General features: G+C 67.6%; 27 protein-coding genes and 1 pseudogene. 16 read left to right on the top strand and 12 right to left on the bottom strand.

Annotated elements, in window-relative coordinates; translation table 11 throughout:
* The first annotated feature begins 24 nt into the window (after positions 1-24).
* From mutL to ACW17X_RS02335, 3 genes and pseudogenes are all read left to right on the top strand, one after another.
* Positions 25-1917: a DNA mismatch repair endonuclease MutL gene (gene mutL, locus ACW17X_RS02345; protein WP_492099487.1), complete on the top strand. Its 1893-nt coding sequence runs from the start codon at positions 25-27 to the stop codon at positions 1915-1917.
* 686 nt (positions 1918-2603) lie between these two features.
* Positions 2604-3938 carry a restriction endonuclease gene (locus ACW17X_RS02340; protein WP_492099486.1) on the top strand — a complete coding sequence of 445 codons (1335 nt, stop codon included), beginning with the start codon at positions 2604-2606 and terminating at the stop codon, positions 3936-3938.
* A 75-nt stretch (positions 3939-4013) separates the two neighbouring features.
* A pseudogene (locus tag ACW17X_RS02335) lies at positions 4014-4482 on the top strand (low molecular weight protein-tyrosine-phosphatase).
* Here ACW17X_RS02335 and ACW17X_RS02330 read toward each other — a convergent pair.
* On the bottom strand, positions 4427-4753 hold the full coding sequence (locus ACW17X_RS02330; protein WP_492099485.1) for a hypothetical protein: 327 nt from the start codon (positions 4751-4753) through the stop codon (positions 4427-4429). The pseudogene ACW17X_RS02335 and the gene ACW17X_RS02330 overlap by 56 nt on opposite strands.
* Before the next feature lie 97 nt (positions 4754-4850).
* Between ACW17X_RS02330 and ACW17X_RS02325 the strand changes: the two genes are divergently transcribed.
* Positions 4851-5366, top strand: a complete 516-nt coding sequence (locus ACW17X_RS02325; protein ID WP_492099483.1) for an RNA polymerase sigma factor — start codon at positions 4851-4853, stop codon at positions 5364-5366.
* Positions 5363-5935 (top strand): hypothetical protein, encoded by a 573-nt coding sequence (locus ACW17X_RS02320; RefSeq protein ID WP_492099481.1) that lies wholly within the window; start codon positions 5363-5365, stop codon positions 5933-5935. The genes ACW17X_RS02325 and ACW17X_RS02320 overlap by 4 nt, the downstream gene beginning before the upstream one ends.
* A 7-nt stretch (positions 5936-5942) precedes the next feature.
* Here ACW17X_RS02320 and rsmD read toward each other — a convergent pair whose 3' ends face one another.
* Genes rsmD through ACW17X_RS02305 form a run of 3 tightly spaced genes read right to left on the bottom strand, consistent with a single transcriptional unit; the run spans position 5943 to position 8502 of the window.
* Positions 5943-6506, bottom strand: a complete 564-nt coding sequence (gene rsmD / locus ACW17X_RS02315; RefSeq protein WP_492099479.1) for a 16S rRNA (guanine(966)-N(2))-methyltransferase RsmD — start codon at positions 6504-6506, stop codon at positions 5943-5945.
* 4 nt (positions 6507-6510) lie between these two features.
* Positions 6511-6924, bottom strand: coding sequence for a GFA family protein (locus ACW17X_RS02310; RefSeq protein WP_492099477.1), 414 nt, complete (start codon positions 6922-6924; stop codon positions 6511-6513).
* A gap of 21 nt (positions 6925-6945) precedes the next feature.
* The gene (locus tag ACW17X_RS02305) at positions 6946-8502 is read right to left on the bottom strand and encodes a pseudouridine synthase (RefSeq protein WP_492099476.1); all 1557 of its coding nucleotides are present in this window, start codon (positions 8500-8502) and stop codon (positions 6946-6948) included.
* Between the two features lie 12 nt (positions 8503-8514).
* Between ACW17X_RS02305 and tadA the strand changes: the two genes are divergently transcribed.
* Both tadA and ACW17X_RS02295 read left to right on the top strand, forming a co-directional pair.
* The gene (gene tadA / locus ACW17X_RS02300) at positions 8515-8973 is read left to right on the top strand and encodes a tRNA adenosine(34) deaminase TadA (protein ID WP_492100427.1); all 459 of its coding nucleotides are present in this window, start codon (positions 8515-8517) and stop codon (positions 8971-8973) included.
* Between the two features lie 39 nt (positions 8974-9012).
* A complete protein-coding gene (locus tag ACW17X_RS02295; protein WP_492087125.1) occupies positions 9013-9438 on the top strand; it encodes an MliC family protein in 426 nt (141 codons plus the stop codon).
* Here the strand turns inward: ACW17X_RS02295 and ACW17X_RS02290 are convergent.
* From ACW17X_RS02290 to ACW17X_RS02280, 3 genes are all read right to left on the bottom strand, one after another.
* Positions 9435-9905 carry a GNAT family N-acetyltransferase gene (locus tag ACW17X_RS02290; RefSeq protein ID WP_492099474.1) on the bottom strand — a complete coding sequence of 157 codons (471 nt, stop codon included), beginning with the start codon at positions 9903-9905 and terminating at the stop codon, positions 9435-9437. The two genes, ACW17X_RS02295 and ACW17X_RS02290, sit on opposite strands and share 4 nt — an antisense overlap.
* A 106-nt stretch (positions 9906-10011) precedes the next feature.
* Complete coding sequence (gene aroB / locus ACW17X_RS02285; protein ID WP_492099472.1) at positions 10012-11118, bottom strand: 3-dehydroquinate synthase; 1107 nt, start codon at positions 11116-11118, stop codon at positions 10012-10014.
* A complete protein-coding gene (locus ACW17X_RS02280; RefSeq protein WP_492099470.1) occupies positions 11115-11681 on the bottom strand; it encodes a shikimate kinase in 567 nt (188 codons plus the stop codon). Before ACW17X_RS02280 ends, aroB begins: the two co-directional genes overlap by 4 nt.
* Positions 11682-11806: 125 nt before the next feature.
* On the opposite strand from ACW17X_RS02280, the gene ACW17X_RS02275 reads away from it, so the two are divergent.
* From ACW17X_RS02275 to ACW17X_RS02260, 4 genes are all read left to right on the top strand, one after another.
* Positions 11807-12709: a site-specific tyrosine recombinase XerD gene (locus ACW17X_RS02275; protein WP_492099469.1), complete on the top strand. Its 903-nt coding sequence runs from the start codon at positions 11807-11809 to the stop codon at positions 12707-12709.
* Positions 12710-12797: 88 nt separating this feature from the next.
* Positions 12798-13745, top strand: a complete 948-nt coding sequence (locus tag ACW17X_RS02270) for an acetyl-CoA carboxylase carboxyltransferase subunit alpha (protein WP_492099468.1) — start codon at positions 12798-12800, stop codon at positions 13743-13745.
* Positions 13746-13860: 115 nt separating this feature from the next.
* Positions 13861-14361 (top strand): response regulator, encoded by a 501-nt coding sequence (locus tag ACW17X_RS02265; RefSeq protein ID WP_492087131.1) that lies wholly within the window; start codon positions 13861-13863, stop codon positions 14359-14361.
* On the top strand, positions 14358-14837 hold the full coding sequence (locus tag ACW17X_RS02260; protein WP_492099467.1) for a chemotaxis protein CheE: 480 nt from the start codon (positions 14358-14360) through the stop codon (positions 14835-14837). The genes ACW17X_RS02265 and ACW17X_RS02260 overlap by 4 nt, the downstream gene beginning before the upstream one ends.
* Here ACW17X_RS02260 and ACW17X_RS02255 read toward each other — a convergent pair.
* The 5 genes from ACW17X_RS02255 to ACW17X_RS02235 all read right to left on the bottom strand — a co-directional run bounded on the left by ACW17X_RS02255 (position 14828) and on the right by ACW17X_RS02235 (position 21353).
* Positions 14828-16708 (bottom strand): ABCB family ABC transporter ATP-binding protein/permease, encoded by a 1881-nt coding sequence (locus ACW17X_RS02255; RefSeq protein WP_492099466.1) that lies wholly within the window; start codon positions 16706-16708, stop codon positions 14828-14830. The genes ACW17X_RS02260 and ACW17X_RS02255 overlap by 10 nt on opposite strands.
* Positions 16709-16769: 61 nt before the next feature.
* Positions 16770-17786, bottom strand: coding sequence for a threonine aldolase family protein (locus ACW17X_RS02250; protein ID WP_492099464.1), 1017 nt, complete (start codon positions 17784-17786; stop codon positions 16770-16772).
* Positions 17786-18733: a mechanosensitive ion channel family protein gene (locus ACW17X_RS02245; RefSeq protein ID WP_492087135.1), complete on the bottom strand. Its 948-nt coding sequence runs from the start codon at positions 18731-18733 to the stop codon at positions 17786-17788. The genes ACW17X_RS02250 and ACW17X_RS02245 overlap by 1 nt, the downstream gene beginning before the upstream one ends.
* Before the next feature lie 78 nt (positions 18734-18811).
* Entirely contained in the window at positions 18812-19711 is a 900-nt protein-coding gene (locus ACW17X_RS02240) for an enoyl-CoA hydratase-related protein (protein ID WP_492099462.1), read from the bottom strand.
* A 49-nt stretch (positions 19712-19760) separates the two neighbouring features.
* Positions 19761-21353, bottom strand: a complete 1593-nt coding sequence (locus ACW17X_RS02235; protein WP_492099459.1) for a carboxyl transferase domain-containing protein — start codon at positions 21351-21353, stop codon at positions 19761-19763.
* 219 nt (positions 21354-21572) lie between these two features.
* Between ACW17X_RS02235 and rpsF the strand changes: the two genes are divergently transcribed.
* The 5 genes from rpsF to ACW17X_RS02210 all read left to right on the top strand — a co-directional run bounded on the left by rpsF (position 21573) and on the right by ACW17X_RS02210 (position 23845).
* Positions 21573-21959, top strand: a complete 387-nt coding sequence (gene rpsF, locus ACW17X_RS02230; RefSeq protein ID WP_040349448.1) for a 30S ribosomal protein S6 — start codon at positions 21573-21575, stop codon at positions 21957-21959.
* Positions 21960-21971: 12 nt separating this feature from the next.
* Positions 21972-22250: a 30S ribosomal protein S18 gene (gene rpsR / locus ACW17X_RS02225; protein WP_008259463.1), complete on the top strand. Its 279-nt coding sequence runs from the start codon at positions 21972-21974 to the stop codon at positions 22248-22250.
* Position 22251: 1 nt separating this feature from the next.
* Positions 22252-22836 carry a 50S ribosomal protein L9 gene (gene rplI, locus ACW17X_RS02220; protein ID WP_271165877.1) on the top strand — a complete coding sequence of 195 codons (585 nt, stop codon included), beginning with the start codon at positions 22252-22254 and terminating at the stop codon, positions 22834-22836.
* A 173-nt stretch (positions 22837-23009) separates the two neighbouring features.
* Positions 23010-23375 carry a hypothetical protein gene (locus tag ACW17X_RS02215; RefSeq protein WP_492099457.1) on the top strand — a complete coding sequence of 122 codons (366 nt, stop codon included), beginning with the start codon at positions 23010-23012 and terminating at the stop codon, positions 23373-23375.
* Positions 23342-23845: a hypothetical protein gene (locus ACW17X_RS02210; protein WP_492099456.1), complete on the top strand. Its 504-nt coding sequence runs from the start codon at positions 23342-23344 to the stop codon at positions 23843-23845. Before ACW17X_RS02215 ends, ACW17X_RS02210 begins: the two co-directional genes overlap by 34 nt.
* The last annotated feature ends 22 nt before the right edge of the window (positions 23846-23867 follow it).

The raw sequence follows: 23867 nt of genomic DNA, 5'->3' as shown, positions 1-23867 counted from the left end.
TCGCCCCCCTATCTTCCCCCTCCCATGCCCATCCGCCGCCTCTCCCCCGAAACCGTCAACCGCATCGCCGCCGGCGAGGTGGTCGAGCGGCCGGCCAGCGCCATCAAGGAACTGGTCGAGAACGCCCTGGACGCGGGCGGCCGCAATATCGAGATCCAGGCCGACGGCGGCGGCCTGTCGCGCATCCTGATCGCCGACGACGGCAAGGGCATCCCGAAAGACGAGCTGCCCCTGGCCATCGAGCGCCACGCCACGTCCAAGCTGGAACCCGACGACGCCGGCGACGTGGACCTGTTACGTATCCACACCCTGGGCTTCCGGGGCGAGGCCCTGCCCTCGATCGGCTCGGTCGCCCGCCTGTCGATCACCACCCGGTCCCGTGACGAGACCGAGGCCTGGGTCATCCAGGTCGAGGGCGGCGCGACCCGTCCCTTGGCCCCCGCCCCCTTCCCCGGCCCGCACGGCGCGCGGGTCGAGGTGCGCGACCTCTTCTACGCCACCCCCGCCCGGCTCAAGTTCATGAAGTCCGAACGGGCCGAGGCCATGGCCATTTCGGAAGAGATCAAACGCCAGGCCATGGCGCACGAGGCCGTCGCCTTCACCCTGTCGCTGGACGGCAAGGTCGCCCTGCGCCTGCCCGCCGAACACCCCGGCGACGAGGGCCGGTTGAAGCGGCTGTCGGCCCTGCTGGGCCGCGATTTCGAGGCCAACGCCCTGCTGATCGATCAGGAGCGCGACGGAGTGCGCCTGTCGGGCTACGCCGGCCTGCCCACCTATTCGCGCGGCAATGCGGCGCATCAGTATCTGTTCGTCAACGGGCGCCCGGTGAAGGATCGGCTGCTGCAAGGGGCCTTGCGCGGCGCCTATGCCGACTTTCTGGCCAGGGACCGGCACCCGGCCGCCGTCCTGTTCCTGGACATCGACCCGCTGTACGTGGACGTCAACGTCCACCCCGCCAAGGCCGAGGTCCGGTTCCGCGACCCGGCCCTGGTGCGGGGCCTGATCGTCGGCGCCCTGAGGCATGCGCTCCACGCCGCCGGCCACCGCGCCTCCACCACCGTCGCCGCCGACGCGATGGCGGGGTTCCAGCCCCACACCGGCGTCTCCACCGGACCGGCCTACAGCCCCAGTTCCCCGTCGGCCCAGGGTTTCAGCGGCTGGACCGGCTGGTCCCAGCCCGCCGCCGCCGCCCAAGTCCTGCCCGGCCTCAACGAACGCAGCGCCCGCGTCGAACCCAGCTGGGACGCCCCGTCATGGCCTCAGCCGTCAGCTGCACACGACCCGTCCGCTCACGACTCACGACTCACTAGTCACCCCACGCCCCAAGACCCCCTCGACTACCCCCTCGGCGCCGCGCGGGGCCAACTCCACGCCAACTATATCGTGGCCCAGACCCGCGACGGCCTGGTCATCGTCGATCAGCACGCCGCCCACGAGCGGCTGGTCTATGAGCGGATGAAGGCCCAGATGGCCGAGGGGTCCGTGACCCGCCAGGCCCTGCTGACGCCCGAGGTGGTCGATCTGGACCCGGCCGAGGCCGAACGCGTCGCCTCGCGCGCCGAGGAACTGGCCGAGATGGGCCTGATCGTCGAGGCCTTCGGCGCCGGCGCCGTCCTGGTGCGCGAAACCCCGGCCATGCTGGGCGATACCGACGTCCAGGGCCTGATCCGCGACATCGCCGACGACCTGGCCGAACACGGCGCCGCCCTGTCGCTGAAGGAGCGGATGGCCGAGGTCTGCGGCACCATGGCCTGCCACGGCAGCGTCCGCTCCGGCCGCATCCTCACCGCCCCCGAAATGAACGCCCTGCTCCGCCAGATGGAGGCCACCCCCCATTCGGGCCAGTGCAACCACGGACGGCCTACGTATGTGGAGCTGAAGCTGCACGATCTGGAGAAGTTGTTCGGGCGGAGGTGACGGTGAGTGGTGAGTGGTGAGTCGTGAGCGCGCGCCCCCACGCCACACCCCGTCCTCGGGCGTTCGCACCTATCCACCCCACCGCGTCATCCTCGGGCTTGTCCCGAGGATCCATACGCCCGGTCTCAACGCCGTCGCACCCTGCGGACATACCGGGCGTATGGATCCTCGCCACAAGGGCGAGGATGACGGTTGAGAACGCTCTGCCCCACTGGGATGGCGAAGCCCGACCCTTGCTCTAGAAGATGGTTAGTCCTTGTCGCATCATTGCACAGGAGCATTCACTTGGGGGCACAATGGCGAGGCGGACATACAGGCGGAAATCGCCGCGTTTTTCGACTAGCCTAAATTCGGCTGAAGGGTCGGCATATACCGTTTGGCCATCGGTTAGGCGCAGTTGGATCCCGCCTTATGAATCGATCCTCGACCCTCAGGTGTCGGTTAGCACCGGGCAATGTTCGCCAACAGATATCAGCGGCATCCTCCGCGTCACCTCTTCACCTGCAATCAGGCAAGGAATTCGTGCGCTCGATAGGACCACGGCGGTGGACGAACCTGAGCCTTCGCTGAGCGGTGGTTTTCCTCTTCGGCCAGAGCTTCCAGTTCTTGACCTACCGGTCCCACCAAACCCGCCTTTGGAGCCACGACCTGAGGAATTCCGCGCCCCCGCAGGCGAAGACACAGCATTGCGTCGGCTCAGCCGTGCAGTGTTTGGCGAACCGGGACCGAGCTATGAAGAGCAACGCAGATACGCCGCCGCGATGGCAGCCTTCAGTCAAGAGTGGCGACGCTATGAACGCAGTCATAAGACGTACGAGCAGAACCATGATCGGCTAGTCAAAGACTACGAGGAAAATCACGAAAGGGCGGTTGCGGCGCAAAAAGCCTACGACGACCGCAGAATTGCGCTGAATACTGCTCTTGCAGAAGCGAAGACGGAGGATGCGCGAGAGCGAGCCGCGAACGCCGAAGCTATCGCTAAAGATCGGGGGGCACTCGAACGCCTGTTGGACGAGGCATCCCAGAACCATACTGGCGGCGTAGAAGCGCTGGCTCTCGCGCTGTGGCGGGCCATCCCATTACCGGCCGACTTTCCTAGGATTTTTGAAGCGCAGTTCGATCCTGAGTCCGGCGTCCTGCTGCTCATAATAGACGCGCCTGACTTTGAACGAGTCCCCTTGACGACACTACTGAAGTCGTCCGCCCGAAAGCCGGTCAGCGAACGAGCACGACGGGCCGCTCAGCAGAGCATCAATCACGTTCTACCTCTGCGCATCGTACATGAGGTTTACGCATCCCCTGAGATGGAGTCCGTTCGGTTGGTTGGGGTAAACGTCCGCTTAGCCTACATAGACAGGCGCAACGGCCAACCTCGGCACGAGATCGTCGCGTCGATGACCGCGACGCGTGAAGAGTTCGAGCAATTGAACATTTCGGAGGTAGATCCCAAGAAGTGTTTCCGCAGCCTGCGAGGCGTCGAGACGCCAAGCTACGACGAAATCGCTTCCGTCAAACCGCTACTGCATTTCGATAAGGACGACCGCCGCATTGTGGAGGGCCGCAACGTTGTAGACTCTCTGGACGTCTCTACAAATCTCGCGGCGATGGATTGGGAGGATTTTGAGCACGTGGTACGTGAACTATTCGCAAAGATGTTCAGCGCTCGTAGCTCTGGTGCCGAGGTCCATGTAACTCGTGCCAGTCGCGATTACGGGGTGGACGCTTTAGTCTACGACCCCGACCCGATTATGGGCGGAAAGTACGTGATACAGGCCAAACGCTACGTGAATACTGTCGAAGTTTCAGCCGTACGCGATCTGTTCGGAACGGTGCAGAATGAGGGTGCAAGCAAGGGGTTTTTGGTTACCACAAGTTCATTCGGCCCTGACGCCCACCAGTTCGCGAAAGGCAAGCCCCTCACGCTTATCGACGGTTCTCAGCTCCTCGGCTTGCTAGACCAACATGGTTATAGATTCCGCATCGACCTGCGAGAGGCCCTGCGCATCCTACACGGGTCATAGCGGTCTCCACGCCCAATCAGGGCGGTGCCAACAGAGCTTTCAGACATAAACTTTGCCGCTCCTTCAAAGTAGCCCATGCCCTCCATCCTATTCGTCTGCCTCGGCAACATCTGTCTCCCCCCTCGCCGAGGCCGCCCTCCGCGCCGAGGCTGAACGCCTGCGCCTCGACCTGATCGTCGAGTCCGCCGGCACGGGGAACTGGCATGTCGGCCATCCGCCCGATCCGCGCGCCCAGGCCGTGGCGCGCAAACATGGGATCGATATTTCCGGCTATCAGGGCCGGCAGGTGACGCCGGCCGACTTCCGCCGCTTCACCCACGTCATCGCCCTGGACCACGACAACCTGGCCAATCTGCGCCGGATCGCCCCCGCCGACGGCGTCGCGGAACTCAGCCTGCTGCTCGACCACGTGCCCGGCCGCGAGGGCCAGGCCGTGACCGATCCCTATTTCGGCGACGACGCCGGGTTCGAGATCACCTGGGCCGAGGTTACGGCTGCGGCGGAACAGCTGGCGGCGCGGCTTCGGGCGTCCCCCGTCCCGTGATCTTGCGCCAGATGCGCTTGCGCGCCTCGACCACCGACACGCCCAGCAGGGCCGCCGTGGTCCAGAACAGGGCCTCGGTCGTCACCGCCGCGACGATGGCCAGGGTGATGCGCGCCCCGCGATCCAGATCCAGATAGAGGCCCAACCCGAACCCGGCCCAGGCGCACACCGCCGCCACCAGCAGGGCCGCCGCCAGGGCCCTCAAAAATCCCTTACCGCGCGTCAGCACGCCCTTTTTCGGCGTCTCTACGGTCCCTGTCTCAATGGTCATGGCGAACTCCTTTGTTTTTCGACGCCTGACCTGAAAGTCTCGGCCGGTTCCTGAGTCTTTCATCCCGACCGACGATTTTTCACGGAGACCGCCGCGCTTGGGACGCGACCAGACCTTTGAGGCCCTGCTGGCCGAGCACGGCGGCATGCTGCGCCGCATCGCCTCGGCCTATGAGGCGGATCGCGAGCGGCGGCGCGAACTGGAGCAGGACATCTTGCTGGCCGTCTGGCGCGCCCTGCCCAAGCACCGGGGCGAGGCGCCCTTGCGCCATTTCATCGCCCGCGTGGCCCACAACCGCGCCGTCACCCATGTGGCGCGCGAGGCGGCCGAGCCGCGCCGCCAGCCCCTGGACGAGGCCGCCCCCTCGGACGCCCCCACCCCGCACGAGGCGGCCGAGACGCGGGATCTGCACGACCGACTGGGCCAGGCGGTGCGCGCCCTGCCTCTGTCGCTGCGCCAGCCGGCGCTTCTGACCCTGGAAGGCTTCGCCCCGGCCGAGATCGCCGACATGCTGGGCCTGAAGCCCAACGCCGTGTCCATCCGCCTGACCCGCGCCAAGGCCGCGCTGCGCGAGGCGCTGAACCCCACACCGTCCCAAGAGGTCCGCCCATGACCCGCCCTGATGACGACTGGACCGACCTGACCCAGGCCTGGACCGAGACCCCCGACCCCGAACCCCGCCTGGACGCCGGCTTCATCCGGTCGCTGCGCCGCCGCGACCGACTGGCGCGGCTCAATTTCTGGCTGGAGATGGGCGGCGGGGTCGTCGTGCTGGGGGTCGTGGGCTGGGGCGCGTATCGCGGCATTCCCCTGGCCCCGCTCGCGGCCGGCCTGGCCTTCGTCCTCGTGGCTCTGGGCCTGACCGTCTGGGCGCGACGCGACCATCCCGGCCTATTGACCGAGACGCCCCAGGCCGGGCTGCGCTTCGCCCTGGGTCAGGCTCGCACCGGCTATCGCTGGGCCCTGTCCGGCGTCGCCATCAGCGTGGCGGCCATGATCTTCCTGCTCGTCGTCCTGACGACGGTCGATCCCGCGCGGGGCCCCGCCGGGGCCGTCATCGCCGGGATGTTCGTCTTCCTGGTGATCTGCATCGGCTATTACCTGCGTCACGCCCGCCGCTGCCGCCGTCGGATGGCGGCGCATCGGGCGGCGCTGGAGGCGTTGGAAATAGACGCCCCGTAGGTCCGGATTAGGCGACCCGGAGGAACAGCACTCGCGCTGCGCCATAATCCCGCGCGTCCAGCCGGTCATAGCCCGGCGTGTCGATGTCGGGCTCGTCCGAGCCGCGCTCGAACACCACCAGGGCGCCGGGCTTCAGCCAGTTCCCCTCCAGCAGCCGCGCCAGCGTCTGCTCTCCCAGACCCTTGCCATAGGGCGGGTCCAGAAAGGCGATGTCGAAGGCCTCGCCGTCCGATCCGGGCCGCACGCCCAGGTCCGTCGCGCTGCGCCGATGCACCCGCGTGCGCCCCATCACCCCATAGGCGTCGGCGTTCTCGCGGATCGCGCCCCGCGCCCCGTCATCGGTCTCGACGAACAGGCAGAAGCCCGCCCCCCGACTGATCGCCTCGAACCCCAGGGCGCCCGATCCGGCGTACAGGTCGATGACCCGCGCGCCGTTCAGGCTCTCGGCCCACGCGGCATGCTCCAGCACATTGAACACGGCCTGCCGCGCCCGGTCCGAGGTCGGGCGCGTGCCCTGCCCCTCCGGCGCGACGATGGTCCGGCCCTTCAGGCTTCCCGCAACGATCCGCATGGCGTCAGTCCTGGGGCGGCGAGAACTGGGCCCACAGTTCTTCGGTGGTCAGGCGCGGCCGGTCGCCCGCCAGCGCATAGGTCGCCGGCTTGCTCTCGATGCAGAACTCATCCTCCAGCGCAAAAGCCGTCGGATCGTCGAACGCCTGGGCCGAGACCATGGTGATCCCGCCGTCGTTGGCGCGCCAGAACAGGCCGGTCCCGCAGGACGGGCAGAACTGCCGCGTGGCCCAGTCGGACGAGACGTAGGTCGCCACATCCCCCTGGACCTCAACGCTGTCGCCGCAATCGACGCTGAACAGGATGCCGCCTGACTGCCGCCGGCAGGTGGGGCAATGGCAGGCGTGCATGCCGCCGTTAGACGTGGCTGTGAACGTCACCGCGCCGCACAGGCACCGGCCGGACAGGCGTGCATCCATCGTCAGGTCTCCGTTCGCCTCTTAGCGCGGCGTGCGGGGCTTGCCCCCCGGCGCGCGGCCGCTGGTGCCCGAAGGCCCCGCCGGCTTGCCGCCGCCGGTGCGAGGCGGCCGGGTTTCGCGTCCGCTGGGCGAGGCCGCGCCGAACCCGCGGGGCTTGAACTCCCGCTTGCCCGCGTCGGCGCCCGCCGTGCGCGGCTTGTACTCGCGCTTGGGTCCGTCGCTGCTGCGGGCCGGAGCCCCCTCGCGGGGCTTGAAGGCCCGTGCGGGACGATCGCCCTCCTCGCGCGGCTTGTAGGTGCGGGCCGGGCGTTCGCCGTCAGTCGGGGCGCCCTCGCGGGGCTTGAAGCTCTTCTTCGGATGGCCGGTCTTGGGCGCAGCCTTGGCCCAGCCTTCCTTCTTCGGCGGACGCTCGCGGCGCTCGACCGCGTCGGCCTGGGCCGTTTCGGCGGCGCGGACACGGCTGGGCTTGCGCGACGGGTCCGACATGGCCGAGCCCGAGCGTCCCTTGACGATCGGCGTCGACACCCGGCGACCGGGGATGGGCGCGGGAGTCTCGACCGTATTGCCGGTCGGCAGGTTCTCGGGCCGGATGTAGTCGGCCAGCAGTTCGCGGATTACGCGCGGCCCGACCTCTTCGACCGAGCCGATGGGCAGGACGTCCAGACGGAACGGACCATAGGCCAGGCGGATCAGACGGTTGACCGTCAGCCCGACCGATTCCAGCACCTTGCGGACTTCGCGATTCTTGCCCTCGGTGATCGAGACCGAGATCCACAGGTTGGCCGGGGCCTTGCCGTCCTCGGACTTGGACTCCTTGGCCTTGTCCAGGGTCGCCTCGATGGGGCCATAGGAGACGCCGTCCACGACCACGCCGTCCTTCAGCGCGTCCAGTTGCGCCTGGGTGATCTTGCCCCGCGCCCGCGCCCGGTACTGACGCACCAGCGAGGTCGCCGGCAGTTCCAGCGCCCGGCTCAGTTCGCCGTCATTGGTCAGCAGCAGCAGGCCCTCGGTCGCCAGGTCGAGCCGCCCGACCGAGATCACGCGCGGCAGACCCGCCGGCAGGGCGTCGAACACGGTCGGCCGTCCGGTCGGATCGCTGTGGCTGGTCAGCAGGCCGGCCGGCTTGTGATAGCGCCAGACCCGCGTCGCCTGGGTCGAACCGATGGGCTTGCCGTCCACCGTGATCACGTCGTCACGCGTCACCAGGGTGGCGGGCGTGTCCAGGATGCGGCCGTTGACCGCCACCTTGCCCAGACCGATCAGCCGTTCGACCTCGCGCCGCGAGGCGATGCCGGCGCGGGCCATGGTCTTGGCGATTCGCTCGGCGCGCAGGGGCGTGTCGCTCTTGCCCGAACCGGACGACGGCTTGCCGTCCTTGCCGGCGCGCGGCCGGTCGCCTCGGTCCGGCTTGTCGCCGAACCGCTTGGGACCGTCTTCGCGAGGGCTGCGCGGCTTGTCGCCGAATGATTTCGTCCCGTCGCCGCTCTTGCGAGGACCGGAGGATTTAAAGGGCCGAGGCGACCGTTCGTCTTGACGGGCGCGGGGCTTCTTGTCGTTGTCGTCTGTATGGCGGACCATGATGAGCGGTTCATGCGCATGGCGCTGGACCAAGCGCAAGCGGCGGCGGACGCAGGAGAGGTGCCTGTGGGCGCAATTCTTGTCGATCCTGCCTCAGGTGAGGTAATTTCGACCGGCGCCAACGGTCCGATTGCCGCGCACGACCCCACGGCACACGCCGAGATCGTCGCCATGCGAGGCGCGGCGACGGCGCTGCAGAACTACCGACTGACCGGCCTCACCCTCTATGTGACGCTGGAACCCTGCGCCATGTGCGCCGGCGCCATCAGCCACGCCCGAATCGGCCGCGTCGTCTGGGCCGCCGACGATCCCAAGGGCGGCGCCGTCATCCACGGCCCCCGCCTGTTCGAACAACCGACCTGCCACTGGCGCCCGACGACGGACTCGGGTCTTCTGGGCGAGGAGGCGTCCGCCCTGCTGAAGTCCTTCTTCCGTCAACGGAGGGGAACAGCGGCGAGCGGCGCACGTTAGACCGCGGCGCCAAGCGGCGCCGTTGTGAGGAGTATCGCCTTGTCCAAGCCGGGCCTGCCGCCGTCGATCATGTTCAGCGGCCTCGCCGCCGCCCTTCTCCTGACGGCCTGCGGTCCCGACCCCGACAAGGCGCCCAGCACCGGCGACGAGGTCAAGGAACGCGCCATCGAGGCCCAGACCGCCCGCAAGCGCACCGGCGCCGAGGTCCAGGACCGCACCCTGAACCGCGTCGTCCACACCGTCTATCTGTGCGACAACGGCGAACGCCTGTCGGTCGATTTCGACAATCCCCGCCAGATGGCCACCATCCGCAACTCGTCCGGCGAGGCCATCGATTTGTACCAGGAACGGGCCGCCGACGGCATCTGGTACCGCGCCTCCAACGTCGAACTGCGCGGCAAGGGCGTCCTGGCCACCTGGTCCGTCGAAGGCCGCCAGCCGACGCAATGCCGGGCGGTGGATTAGGCGAAACCCGACAGCCGCTGATCCAAGCCGTCGCGAACCACCGGCCAGTCTTCATCGATCACCGCAAACATGGCCGTATCCCGCGCACGCCCCGTCCAGGTGATCTTGTGCTTCCTCAGAACGCCTTCGGCCTTGGCGCCCAGTTTGAGGATCGCCGCCTGGCTCCGGGCGTTGAGGGCGTCGGTGATGATCTCCACCCGCACCGCGCCTGCGTTGAAGGCGTGGCCAAGCAACAGCCGCTTGCAGGCCGGATTGATCGGTCCGCCGCGCACTTCGGGCCGATAAAAGGTCGAGCCTATCTCGCAGCGGCGATAGGCCGGGTTGATCTCGTACAGGCTGGTCGTGCCGACCACCGCCCCGTCTGAGCGCCGCCGCACCGCATAGGCGATCCGCGTCCCGGCCCGCATGGCCTTCAGCGCGCTCTCCCACCAGCCGTCGAAATACTCCCCCTGGGCCGAGCCGACCATGCCTCGGGATCGCAGTCCAGCGCCGCGCGGACCTCGTCTTTCAGCCTGTCCTCGAACGGCTCCAGCCGCACGAACCGATCCTCCAGCGGGACCGTAGCGATCCGCATCACGCCGTCGCGCCTTCCTCAATCAGGAAGGCGCGTACCTTGTCCGCATCCACGCCCTTGGACACGAAAGCTTGGCCGACGCCGCGCGCCAGGATCAGGGTCAGCGCCCCGCCCTCGGCCTTCTTGTCCCCCGCCATCAGGGCCAGCAGCCGTTCGGCCGCGAACGACCCGGCCTGACCCAGCCGATTCGGCAGGCCCGCCGCCGCGACCACCGCCTCGACCCGCGCCACGTCCTCAGCCGAACACAGTCCCTCGCGCGCCGAATAGCGGAAGGCCATACAGCACCCCAAGGCCACGGCTTCGCCGTGCGCCAGCGCGTCTTCGTCGAACCCCACCTCCGTCTCCACCGCATGGCCGAAGGTGTGGCCCAGGTTCAGCAGGGCGCGCCGCCCCGCCTCCTTCTCGTCTTCGCCGACCACGGCGCTCTTGATCTCGACCGAGCGGATCACGGCCCGTTCCAGCGCCGCCGGATCCCCCGTCGCGCCAGCCGACCCTTCGCCCGCCAGCCAGTCGAAGAAGCCCGCGTCGCAGATCAGCCCGTGCTTCAGCACCTCGGCCCAGCCCGACTTCACCTGCCGCGCCGGCAGGGTCGCCAGCACGTCGATATCCGCCAGCACCAGACGCGGCTGATGGAAGGCGCCGACCAGGTTCTTGCCGCGCGGCGTGTCGATGGCGGTCTTGCCGCCGACGGACGAATCGACCTGGGCCAGCAGGGTCGTCGGGATCTGCACGAAGTCGATCCCACGCATGTACAGCGCGGCCGCCAGTCCAGCGAGGTCGCCGACCACGCCGCCGCCCAGGGCGATGACGACGTCCTTGCGGTCCAGCCCGATCTCCAACAGTCGGTTCAGCACCTGCTCCAACTGGGTGAAGGACTTCGACCCCTCGCCCGCCGGCACCGCCACGATCTCGCTCTTCACGCCCGCCGCCGTCAGCGACGCCGTCAGGGCCGGCGCGTGAATGCGGGCCACGGTCTCGTCGGTGACGATGACGATCCGGCCCTTGGCCAGCGGCGCGATCCGTTCGCCCGCCTGGGCCAACAGCCCGCGTCCCACCACGACGTCATAGGCCGCGAAGGCCCCGCCGCTGACTGGAATGATCGTCACGTCTTCGTCTCCGCGCGCCGTCTCTGGCGCCAGTGCCGGCGCAGGTTCTTGTGAATGGCGTCCACCGCCTGACCGTGAGAGCCCTGCCCCACATCCACGGCCACGTCAGCCTCGCCATAGATTGGATAGCGGGCCTCGGCCAGGTCGGTCAGCACCGTCAGCGGGTCCTTGCCGCGTAGCAGCGGCCGGGTGTCGCGACGCGCCACCCGTTCGGCAATGACCTTCAGATCAGCCCTCAGCCAGACCGTGTCGGCCCGTTCCTTCAGCAGAGCCCGTGTCTCCGCATTCATCATCGCCCCGCCGCCGGTGGCCAGCACAATGGGCGGCCCCTCCAGCAGGCGGCGGATCACCCGCGCTTCGCCGGCCCGGAACTCGTCTTCCCCCAGAGCAGCGAAGATTTCGGACACGGTCATTCCCGCCGCCGATTCGATCTCCACATCCCCATCGGCGAACGGCAGCCTCAGTCGGTTAGCCAGTCGGCGTCCGACCGACGATTTGCCCACCCCCATCAGTCCGACCAGGGCTATGGTGCGGCTCGGTCCCGGATTCGCGCGCCGCCTCATCCGGCGGCTCCGGCGGAACGGACGGTCGAGGAAACGGCGAAGGCGGCGACGAAGGCAGGCATGATCCTGAAAACCTCTACACCAAGCCTGACCACACGCCATCCGTTCGCAGGACGGATTGCGGCATGACGCCCCAGATCGAAGCCTTTTTGGAAATGATGGCGGTCGAACGCGACGCATCGCCCCATACCCTGTCGGCCTATGGGCGGGATCTGAGCGACGCCGAGGCGGCCCTCTCGCCGGCTGGTGGTCTGTTGAAGGCGGACGCGGCGGCCGTCGAGGCTTGGTTCGCCGACCTGTCGCGCCGCGGCCTGTCCGCCGCCACCGCCGCGCGCCGTCGTTCGTCCGCGCGCCAGTTCTATCGCTTCGCCCTGGCCGAGGGATGGCGGACCGACGATCCGTCCCGCCGTCTGGACGCGCCCCGGCAGGGCCGCCCCCTGCCCAAACTGCTCAGCCGCGACGAGATCGACCGCCTGCTGGCCGCTTCCGCCGCTCGTGACGCGGCAGCGGGCCTGCGCCTGGTCGCACTGGTCGAAATGGCTTACGCCTCAGGTCTTCGAGTGTCGGAGCTTCTGGGACTTAAGGTCGAGGCCGTGCGCCGCGACCCAACCTATCTGATCGTGCGCGGCAAGGGCGGCAAGGAACGGCTCGCGCCCTTGAACACCGCCGCCCGCGAGGCGATCAAGGCCTGGCTGACCGCCCGCGACGCCGGGCGAAAGCCCGAGGCGCCCGACAGTCCCTGGCTCTTCCCCTCGACGGGCCGCACCGGCCATCTGACCCCGCGCCGTTTCGCCCAACTGCTGGACGGGGCGGCGATCACGGCGGGGATCAACCCCGCCCGCGTCAGTCCCCACGTCCTGCGTCACGCCTTCGCCACCCACCTGCTGGAGGGCGGCGCCGACCTGCGCGTCGTCCAGACCCTGCTGGGCCACGCCGACATCGCCACGACCCAGATCTACACCCATATCGCCACCGACCGCCTGGCCCAGGTCGTCCAGCAGAACCACCCCTTGGCGCGGGATGATTGAACCGCCGCTTGCCCCATCGCGCCGACCTCTCTAGTTTCCCCCGCCTTCCCTAGGGGCGGTTTTCCCGCCTGCAGTCCCGGACGCCTTTATGGCCACGCACTATCTCGACTTCGAAAAGCCGATCGCCGATCTGGAAGCCAAGATCGAGGAACTGTCGGCCCTGTCCGAGACCTCCGGCGGCTTCGACGCCGAGATCGCCGGGCTGCGCAAGAAGGCCGAGCAACTGCGCAAGAAGACCTACGCCGGTCTCGACCCCTGGATGAAAACCCAGGTGGCGCGCCACCCCCAGCGGCCGCATTTCATCGATTACGTCGAAAGCCTGTTCACCGACTGGAACGAGTTGCACGGCGACCGCCAGTTCGGCGACGACCAGGCCATCCTGGGCGGCCTCGCCCGCTTCCGGGGCCGTCCGGTCGTGATCATGGGCCACGAAAAGGGCCATGACACCGCAACCCGCATCACCCACAACTTCGGCATGGCCCGGCCCGAGGGCTATCGCAAGGCCGTGCGCCTGATGGACATGGCCGAACAGTTCGGCCTGCCGGTTCTCAGCTTCATCGACACCGCAGGCGCCTATCCGGGCCTGGGCGCCGAGGAGCGCGGACAGGCCGAGGCAATCGCCCGCTCGACCGAACGCTGCCTGACCCTGGGCGTGCCCTCCATCGCCACCATCACGGGCGAAGGCGGATCGGGCGGCGCCATCGCTATCGCGGCGGCCAGCCGCGTGCTGATGCTGGAGCATTCGATCTATTCGGTCATCTCGCCCGAGGGCGCGGCCGGCATCCTGTGGCGCGACGGCGCCCGGGCGCGCGACGCGGCCATGGCGATGAAGATCACCGGCCCGGATCTGATGGGTCTGAAGATTGTCGATCGTCTGATCGACGAACCCGTCGGCGGGGCGCACGCCGATCGCGACGCCGCCATGGCCAATGTCGGCGACGTCCTGGCCGAAGAGTTGAAGGGCTTCGAAGGCCTGTCGCCGCAGCAGATCAAGACCCGGCGCGCCGACCGATTCTACGCGATCGGCACCCTCTGACCGAACGGCGTTAATCGCCCGTCCATCATATGGCGCGACCCTGCCGGTCTTATCGGACAGAGCATTGGCGGGCATGGCGGCGGGCGACTCTCTGAGGGACAGCGCGGTTTTCAACTTGAGCGGCGCCATCACCATGGTCGTCGATGATTCCCCGTTCTCCCTGGCCCTTACGACAGGTGTGCTCGCGGGCTTCGGCGTCCGCCCCGCCTTCACCATCGGGCGAAGCGTCGAGGCGCGGCGTATCCTTCAGGAAAAACCGGTCGATCTGCTTTTGGTCGACACCGACATGCCCGAGATTGACGGATTCGAACTGGTGCGTTGGCTGCGACGTTCTGGGCCTAACCCAAACGCCTTCACGCCCGTCATCATGACCGCCAGTCACATCCGCCGAGGACGGGTGGCCGAGGCGCGCGACTGCGGCGCCAACTTCGTCGTGACCAAGCCCTTCAGCGCCGCCCTCCTGCTGGAACGGATCCTGTGGGTCGCTCGCGACGACCGCCCTTTCCTTGAGGTCGGCGACTACCTGGGGCCGGACCGCCGGTTTCGAAACGACGGCTATGAGGGCGAGGAGCGGCGCGGCCGCATGATCAGCACCAAGACGGTGGAATTCGCATGACGGTCATCACCCACCCCAGACGGCCCTCCCGCCTTGCCGAGATGATTGATCGTCCCGGCGGCGTCAGCGTCGGCGTCGCCCTGGCCCAGGCCAAAGCCAATCTGGATGCGCTGAAAGACCAAGGCCACGCCATCATCGTCGAGAACATTGCCGCCCTGCTGGCCGAGTCCGCATCCGACATCTCCGAATCCAGCCGGTTGGATGCCGCCTACGCCGCTTCAAGCCAGATCATCGACGCCGCCAGCCCCTTCGCTCTGGACGACCTTTGCACGGCGGCCAAGGGCCTGTGCGACCTTCTGGACGCCGCCCCGCGCGAGGGCGGCTTCGATTGGCGTATCGCCACGGTCCACGCCCAGGCCATGAAGCTGTTGCTGGCCCTTCCGGCCGACGCCCCCGAAACGCCCGAGGCGCGCACGGCCATCATGGCCAACCTCGGCGAGGTCCTCAAACGCAAGCTTCCTCAAGCTCAGGCCTGAACCGCCCGACCCGTCCGCGTCTGCTTGCGCCACAGGGCGGCGTATTCCCCGCCCAGCCGCGCCACCAGTTCATGGTGGGCTCCACGTTCGACGATCCGCCCGGCCTTCAGAACCAGGATCTGATCGGCGTCCGCCACCGTCGATAGCCGGTGCGCCACCACCAGGGTGGTGCGACCGGCGCTGACTCGTCTCAAGGTTTTCTGGATCGCGGCCTCGGTGCGGCTGTCCAAGGCGCTGGTGGCCTCGTCCAGGATCAGGATACAGGGGTCGGCCAGGAGGGCGCGGGCGATCCCCACTCGCTGGCGTTCTCCCCCTGAAAGCTTCAGCCCGCGTTCGCCGACCCGCGTCGCCATGCCGTCGGGCAGGCCGCGAATGAAGTCTGACAGCTCGGCCGCCTCGGCCGCCTCCCACACCTGGGCGTCTTCAGCATCCGGGCGGGCGAAGCCGATGTTGGCGTACAGGGTGTCGTTGAACAGGGCCACATCCTGCGGCACCAGAGCGACCGCCGCCCGTAGCGAAGCCTGGGTCACGTCGCGTGCGTCGTGACCATCGATCAGCACCCGACCCTCCTGGGGATCGATCAGCCTTAGCGCCAGCTTGACGATGGTTGATTTGCCGGCGCCCGAAGGTCCGACCAAGGCCGTGGTCGTTCCCGGCGCGGCGACGAAGCTGACGTCTTCCAGACCATTGGCCCGGGCGTCATGGCGGAACCCGACATGCTGGAACTCGACCGACGCGCCGCGCGCGTCCGCCGGGCGCGGTAGAGGCGTCGCGTCGGCCCCGTCGGCGACCTGCGGCGTCTGGCGCGTCACCTTCAGCATCTCCTCCATGTCGATAAAGGACTGGCGGATCTCGCGATAGGCGAAGCCCAGGATGTTCAGCGGGGCGTACAGCGAGATCATGATCAACACCGCCGCCGTCACGTCCCCCGGCCCCATCCGCCCGGCCGCGGCCTCGAACCCGGCCATCACCGCCATGACGCCCAGGCCGATGTTCATGATCAGGGCCTGCACCCCGTTCAGCAGGGCCAGAGAACTATTGGCCTTCAGCGACGCCTGGGCGTAGTCCCCCAGCGCCCGATCATAGGTCTGGGCCGCTCGACTTTCGGCTCCGAACGACTTGACCGTCTCATAGTTCAGCAGGGCGTCGACCGAGACGCCCGCCGCCTCGGAATCGGCGGCGTTCATCACCCGCCGATGCTCCAGCCGCCAGTTGGACAGGGCGAAGGTCGTGACCGTGTAGACCACCACCACCGCCACCGCGACGGCGGCGAAGCGCCAATCGTACTTGCCGCCCAGCACGGCCGCCGCCAGAATCAGCTCCAACCCTGTCGGAACCAGGTTGAAGGCCAGGATGCGGAGGAGGAAATCCACCGCCCGCGACCCGCGATCCATCGTCCGCGACAGGGCGCCAGACCGTTTGGTCTGGTGGAAATCCAAGGACAGGCTCAGCGCATGGGCGAAGGCCTCGGCCGCCGTCGTCCGTTGCGCGGCTGCGCGGACGGGGGCGAACACGACATCCGACAACTGCGGCGCCGCCGACGACAGAAACCGCACCAGGGCCCAACCCACGGCGAAGGCCGCAAAGCCCCAGCCGACCGCCACGGCCGCCCCCTGCCCGGCCGCCAGCCGGTTCACCGCCGCGCCCAGCACCAGCGGGGCCAGCACCCCCAGCCCCTTGCCCGCCAGCGTCAGCCCGATGGCCGAAGCCAGACGCAACCGCAAATGCGGAGCCCCCGACCGGCCAACCAGCCGCACCAGATCCGCCAACGCCTTCAGCGTCGGGGGCCCTTCCGTCTTTTCCTGCATGCTCCCCGCCTGTTGCGCCTTGACCATAGGGTCGCGCCGGCCGCCGGAGCGCTCTCCGCGCATTGCCATGCTCCGCATATGGACAGTCTATGCGACCGGGAAAAGGCCGCAGACGCCCGACGGCTCAGTTCAGGCCCGCGATCGCTTCGAGCAGTTCGTCGACGACCTCTTCCCGGGTCGCCCAGGAACAGACGAACCGCACCGATCCGTCGTCGAACCGATAACAGGCCCAGCCCAGGGCGTTCAGCCTCTGGTGCGCCTCGGCCGGCATCCGCACAAACACCGTATTGGCCTCAACGGGGTGCGCCAGCACATACGGCGAACGGGTCGCCACACCCCCAGCCAGCCGTTGCGCCATCAGATTGGCGTGGGCGCCGCCCGATTCCCAGTCGCCGCTCTCCAGCAGGCCCAGCATCGGTCCGGCCAGCAGCCGCGCCTTGGACGCCACCTGCCCGGCCTGTTTCAACCGGTTGTCCAGCCGCCGCCCCAGGCTCTTGTCGAACAGCACGATCGCCTCGACGCAGTTGGCGCCAGCCTTGGCCCCGCCGAACACCAGGATGTCGACGCCCAGGCGCGGAATATCCTTCAGGTCGAAACCCGCCGCCGCCGCATTGGCCAGCCGCGCCCCGTCCATATGGACGCCATAGCCCCTCGCCTTCACCGGCTCAATCAGATGGCGCAGCTCCTCCTCGGTATAGACCGCGCCATACTCGGTGGCCTGGGTCAGGGACAGGGCCGCCGGCGGCTGTCGATGGCCGACCTCAGGCTCGGCCAGCTGCGCCTTCAGCGCCAGCGGATCGATCCGGCCCGACAGGCCGGGCAGGCCGATCAGGCCGACGCCCTGGCCGAAGAACCCAGGCGCGCCCGTCTCATCCGTGCAGACGTGGGCCGTATGGTGGGCCATCACCGCCTCGAAGGGGAAGGCCAGCATCGACAGGGCGATGGCGTTCGCCGCCGTGCCGCTGAAGACGAACCGTATGTCGGCGTCGGCGTCCAGCCTCTGGCGGATCTCGTCGGCGGCCCGCGCCGTCATCTCGTCAGCGCCATAGGAAGGAGCGAATCCGGCGTTGGCCTGGATCAGGCCATCGACGGCGCTGGGCGCCATGCCGGCGGTGTTGTCGGATCCGAAATCGTAACGCATCAGCTCTTCTTCGCCGTCAAATCGCTCTTGCCGTCTTCAATCGTCCGCACACGAACGACCGGCATGACATCCTCGTCGCCATAGGGCACGGCGACCTGATGCGGGAAGGGAATCTCGATCCCGGCGGCGTCCAGCGCTTCCTTGCCGGCCTGCATCAGATCCGCCTGGGTCTGCCACCAGTCCTCGACCTTGACCCAGGCGTGGAGAGTCACCTGAACCGCGCTGTCCAGCAGCCCGGTCACGCCCGTCCATGGATGCGGATCGTCCAGCACCTTCTCGTGCGCCGCCGCCATGTCGGCCAGGACGCAGCGCGCCTTGTTCAGGTCGTCGCCATAGCCGACGCCGAAATTGATCTCGATCCGACGGGTCTGCTGACCCGTCAGATTGGTCAGGGGATCGCTCAGCACCTTGGAATTGGGAATGACGATCTTGTGGTTATTGGCGTTCGACAGCTGGGTCGTGAACAGATCCAGCCGCTGCACCGTGCCGGCCATGCCGCCCACATCGACCACGTCGCCGACCCGGTAAGGCCTCAACACCAGCAGCATAATCCCCGACGCCACGTTCGACAGCGTCCCTTGCAGCGCCAGGCCGACCGCCAGCGAGGCGGCGCCGAGCACGGCGATGATGGAGGTCGTCTGCACCCCCAGCCGCTGCAGGACGGCGATCATGCCGATGATGATCACCACCACCCTGACCACCTGAACGCCGAAGCTCAGCACCGTCTGATCGTGCCGGAAGGCCCCGATCCGCGACAGGGCGTTGCGGGCCAGCCGCGCCGCCCATTTCGCCGCGAACAGCGTCGCTGCGAAAATCAGGGCGGCGACGGTCAGATTGATGGCGAAGTCGCCGGCCATGTCGGTGATCTTGGCGATCATGACGGTGTCGACGGCGACGGCCTGACGCCCAGCGGCGACGGCTTCTGCGATAGGGGAAGCGCTCAACATGGGGCGGGTCTAACGCCTGAGGCGCCGATTGGAACCCCCGCAAGGGTCAATATTCGACAATCGGCGCCTGAGAAGCGGTCACCCCGCCCAATCGGGTTTGCGCTTGTCCAGGAACGCCCTGACCCCCTCTTGGCCTTCGCGCGAGACACGAGCGCGGGCGATCCGTTTGGCCGTGTCGTCCAGCAGGCCGCTATCGATCTTGTGGCCGGCGATGTCGTTGACCAGTCGTTTGGCCTCGCCCATGGCCCCGGGCGCGTTTCCGGTCAGGCTGTCCGTCAGCATGGCGATAAATTCGTCCACCGACCCTTCGGGCAGAACCAGGTCGATCAGACCCGCGTGGGCGGCGTAGTCGGCGTCGAAACTGTTGCCGGTCAGGAACAGCTGGCGGGCGCGGCGGGCGCCGACGGCCTCGATCACATAGGGGGCGATCGTCGCCGGGATCAAGCCCAGCTTGACCTCGGAGAAGGCGAAACGCGCGCCCTCGACCGCCACGGCCATGTCGCAAGCCGCGACAATGCCCGCTCCACCGCCCATGGCGGCGCCCTCGACGATGGCGCACGTCAGGGCAGGCACATCGTGCAGCGCCTTCAACATCTTCGCCAGGCCCAGGGCGTCGTCGCGGTTGTCCGCCTCGGACCAGTCGGCGGCGTCACGCATCCAGTTTAGGTCAGCCCCGGCGCTGAAGGTTCCGCCCGCCCCGCGAACAAACACGGCGCGCACATGGTCGGCGCCGTGCAGGGTTTCGAACGCTTCGTGCAGGGCGGCGATGGTGGCGGCGTCGAAGGCGTTCTTCTTGGCCGGCCGGTTGATGGTGACGAAGACGACGCCATCGGCGGTGGACCGGATCTGGACCAGGTCGTCATTGGCGTCCGGCGCAGCGTCGGCCAGCAGCGGATGGGCGATGCTGTTGATCTCCGCCGCCTCGGCGTCGGTGACGTCCAGGGCGTTCAGTTCAGCTTCGGTCGGTTGCTCGGCCATGGTCGTCTCCATCTGAGGTTCCGCTTCCAACGAAGGGCGGAAGAATAGGTTACATCCGGAAGAGGCCGAACGTGGTCTCCGGGATCGGCGCGTTCAGGCTCGCCGATATAGCCAGACCGAGCACATCCCGTGTTTGCGCAGGATCAATGATGCCGTCGTCCCAAAGACGCGCCGTCGCGTAATAGGGATTGCCTTCGTCCTCATACTTCTGACGGATCGGCGCCTTGAAGGCCTCGGCCTCCTCGGGCGACCAGGTCTCCGCGTCGCGGTGGACAGTGGCCAGGACCGAAGCCGCCTGTTCCCCGCCCATGACGCCGATCCGGCTGTTGGGCCAGGTGAAGAGGAAGCGCGGGGAATAGGCGCGGCCGCACATGCCGTAATTTCCGGCTCCGAAGCTGCCGCCGATCAGGACGGTGAACTTGGGCACTTCGGCGCTGGCGACGGCGGTGACCAGCTTGGCGCCGTCCTTGGCGATGCCCCCGGCCTCGTACTTGCCGCCGACCATGAAGCCCGAGATGTTCTGCAGGAACAGCAGCGGGATCTTCCGCTTGCAGGCCAGTTCGATGAAGTGCGCGCCCTTCTGGGCGCTCTCGGAGAAAATGACGCCGTTGTTGGCCAGGATGGCGACCGGATAGCCCCAGATGCGAGCGAAACCGCAGACCAGGGTCGAGCCGTACAAGGCCTTGAACTCATCGAACTCGGATCCGTCCACCAGCCGGGCGATGACCTCGCGCACATCATAGGGGGCGCGGACGTCGTCAGGGATCAGGCCATACAACTCTTCGGCCGCGAAGGCCGGCGCGCGGGGCTCGCGCACGTCCATGTCCACCGACTTGGTCGTGTTTAGATTGGCGACGATAGAGCGGACGATCTCAAGCGCATGTTCGTCGTTCTCGGCCACATGATCCACCACGCCCGAGCGACGGCCGTGGGTCTCAGCCCCGCCCAGTTCCTCGGCCGAAATGACCTCGCCCGTGGCGGCCTTCACCAGGGGCGGGCCGGCCAGGAAGATGGCCCCCTGGTTCCGCACGATGATCGTCTCGTCCGACATGGCGGGCACATAGGCGCCGCCGGCGGTGGACAGACCCATGACACAGGCGATCTGGGCGATGCCCTTGGCGCTCATCCGGGCCTGGTTGAAGAAGATGCGGCCGAAGTGGTCGCGGTCGGGGAAGACCTCGGCCTGGTGCGGCAGGTTGGCCCCGCCAGAGTCCACCAAATAGACGCACGGCAGGCGGTTCTGCTCGGCGATCTCCTGAGCCCGCAGGTGCTTCTTCACCGTCATGGGGAAGTAGGCGCCGCCTTTAACCGTCGGGTCGTTGGCGACGATCATCACCTCGCGACCCGAGACGCGGCCGATCCCCGCGATCACGCCGGCGGCCGGGGCTTCGCCGTCATACATGCCATAGGCCGCCAGCTGACCGACCTCCAAAAAGGGCGAGCCGGGGTCCAGCAGACGCTCGACCCGATCGCGAGGCAACAGCTTGCCACGGGCCACATGGCGTTCGCGCGACTTGTCGGACCCGCCGCGCGCGGCCTTTGCCACGTGGTCGCGAAGCTCGGCGACCAGGGCGCTGTTGTGCGCGTGCAGGGACTTGTATCTGGGGCTCTGCGGATCGACCGCTGACGTCAGCTTCGGCATGGGGTTGGTTTAGGCGGGCTAGCGGAGCGTCACAAGCGCCTGCGACCATCCTTGCCTCGCCGCCCCTTTTCCCCTATAGGCCCCGCCTTTCCAGGGCTTCGGTCCTGTCGTGGAACACCAAAGGGTTGGACGTTCGGTCCGGCCGCCGCGCCAGGAGCCATCGTGGGGATCGACTTACCCGGTCGTTTCCGCGCCGACGCCCACAAGGGAGACTACCGCATGGCTCTTTACGAGCACACGGTCATGACGCGCCAGGATATCTCGGCGCAACAGGCCGAAGCGCTGAACGACACCATCAAGGACCTGATCGTGCAAGGTGGCGGTTCCGTCGCCAAGATCGAGTACTGGGGTCTGCGCAACCTGACGTACCGCGTGAAGAAGAACCGCAAGGCTCACTATTCGCTGCTGGCCGTCGACGCCCCTCCGGCCGCCATGGCCGAAGTCGAACGTCAGCTGGGCATCAACGAAGACGTGCTGCGTTGGCTGACCGTCCGCGTCGAGGAACTCGACCTGGAACTGTCGCCGCTGCTGGCCCGCCGCGAGCGTGAACGCGAGCGTGAGCGCGAGCGCACCCCGCGCGACGACGCCGCCGCCGACGCCGAATAAGGAACCCGGAACATGACCGATACCACCGCCCCGACCCCGGGCGCCCCGGCTGGCTCCGGCGCCGCCGGCCGCCGCCCCTTCTATCGTCGCCGCAAGGTCTGCCCGTTCTCGGGCGCCAATGCGCCGAAGATCGACTACAAGGACGTGAAGCTGCTGCAGCGTTACGTCTCCGAACGCGGCAAGATCGTGCCTTCGCGCATCACCGCCGTCTCCCAGAAGAAGCAACGCGAACTGGCCAAGGCCATCAAGCGCGCCCGCTATCTGGCCCTCCTGCCGTATGTGGTGAAGTAAGATGAAGGTCGTTCTGCTGGAACGCGTCGAGAATCTCGGCGCCATCGGCGACGTCGTGTCCGTCAAGGACGGCTTCGCCCGTAACTTCCTTCTGCCGCGCGACAAGGCCCGCCGGGCCACCGCCGCCAACCTGAAGGCGTTCGAACTCGACCGCGCCGCCATCGAGCAGCGCAACGAGAAGAACAAGGCCGATGCACAGAAGGTCGCCGACAAGATCGACGGCCAGACCTACATCATGATCCGTCAGGCCGGTGAAACCGGTCACCTATACGGTTCGGTCGCCGGCCGCGACGTCGCCGAGGCCATCCAGGCCGAAGGCGGCAAGGTCGAGCGTTCGCAGGTCGTCCTGAACACGGCGATCAAGACCCTGGGCGTCCACGAAGTGCCGGTCCGCCTGCACGCCGAGGTCCGCGCATCGGTCAAGATCAACATCGCCCGTTCGATGGATGAAGCCGAGCGTCAAGCCAAGGGCGAGGACGTGATCCGCAGCCAGTTCGACGATGAGCGCCAGGCCGCCGAGCAATCGGCCCAGGAACTGATCGAAGGCGGCGCCGGTCAACAAGAAGGCTTCGGCGACGAAGCCTGATCCGACGGATCGCCGAGACATCAGGGGCGCGTTCCGAAAGGGACGCGCCCCTTTTTGCTTGGTCCGCCTGGCGAGCGAAGATTACCAAAGCTTCAGAACCACCCCCGCTTCGCGCCCCCGTTGCGCCACATATCGCCGCTCAATCTGGTGGTTCACGTTTGGAGGGGGATACTATGAAGGCCAAAATCACTGCGGGCGTCCTAGCCCTGACGCTGGTCGCAGGCGCTGCACAGGCCATGACGGTCCAGGAATTTCTGACCACCGCCAACGGCATTCCCCGCAACCCCACCGCCCTGCTGCGGTCCGACACCCGTCGGCTGATGGGGGAGTTCCGCGGCGCGGTGCAGACCGTGCGCACGGAACAGACTGCGGCGACGGCTGCGGGACGACGCCCCGCCACCTGTATGCCGGATAAAGTCAGCCTCTCGGCCGACGACATTCTGGCTCGGTTCAACACCATTCCCGCCGAACGGCGCAGCATCAGCACGACCCAGGCCGTGCGTGAATGGATGGCGCAGAAATACCCCTGCCCGGCATGATCCGAGGCGCCGCTACGCGCACGTCAGCGCTTCGTTCAGCGGCCATATTTATCGCTGGCGCCCTGCTGACTGTGGGCGGTCTGACCGGACTCGATTTGCTGTTGGGGTCGGGCGAAATCGACACCTCACACACCCCGAAGGGACCTCATCCCGCCGCCCTGTTCGCACTGGGCCTAGCCGTCATGACGGCCGAAGCTGCGCTGTTCACCCTCCTGCCGATCGAACTGTCGCGGCGGTTCCTGAAACGGGCTTGGCCCGGCGTCGCGGGGGGGTTCGCCGGCTATGTCATCGCGATCCACTGGGACAACGGCTGGCTGGGACTGGTGGTCTCAACCTGGGTCTGGAGCATCGTGACCGGCGCCTATCTTCTGGAGCGGCAGGTCTCCTGGGGCCGGGCGGCATGTCAGGCCATCGGGCTGAAATGGATCTTCTGGATCTTCGCCATGGCGGGACTGACCGCCGGAGCCTGATCGCGGCGGTTGAGGAATTCCG

This window comes from Brevundimonas sp. FV1ye4L (assembly GCF_058681255.1).
Note: the sequence above shows the minus strand (reverse complement) of the source record. Positions and strands in the feature narration are given on the sequence as shown.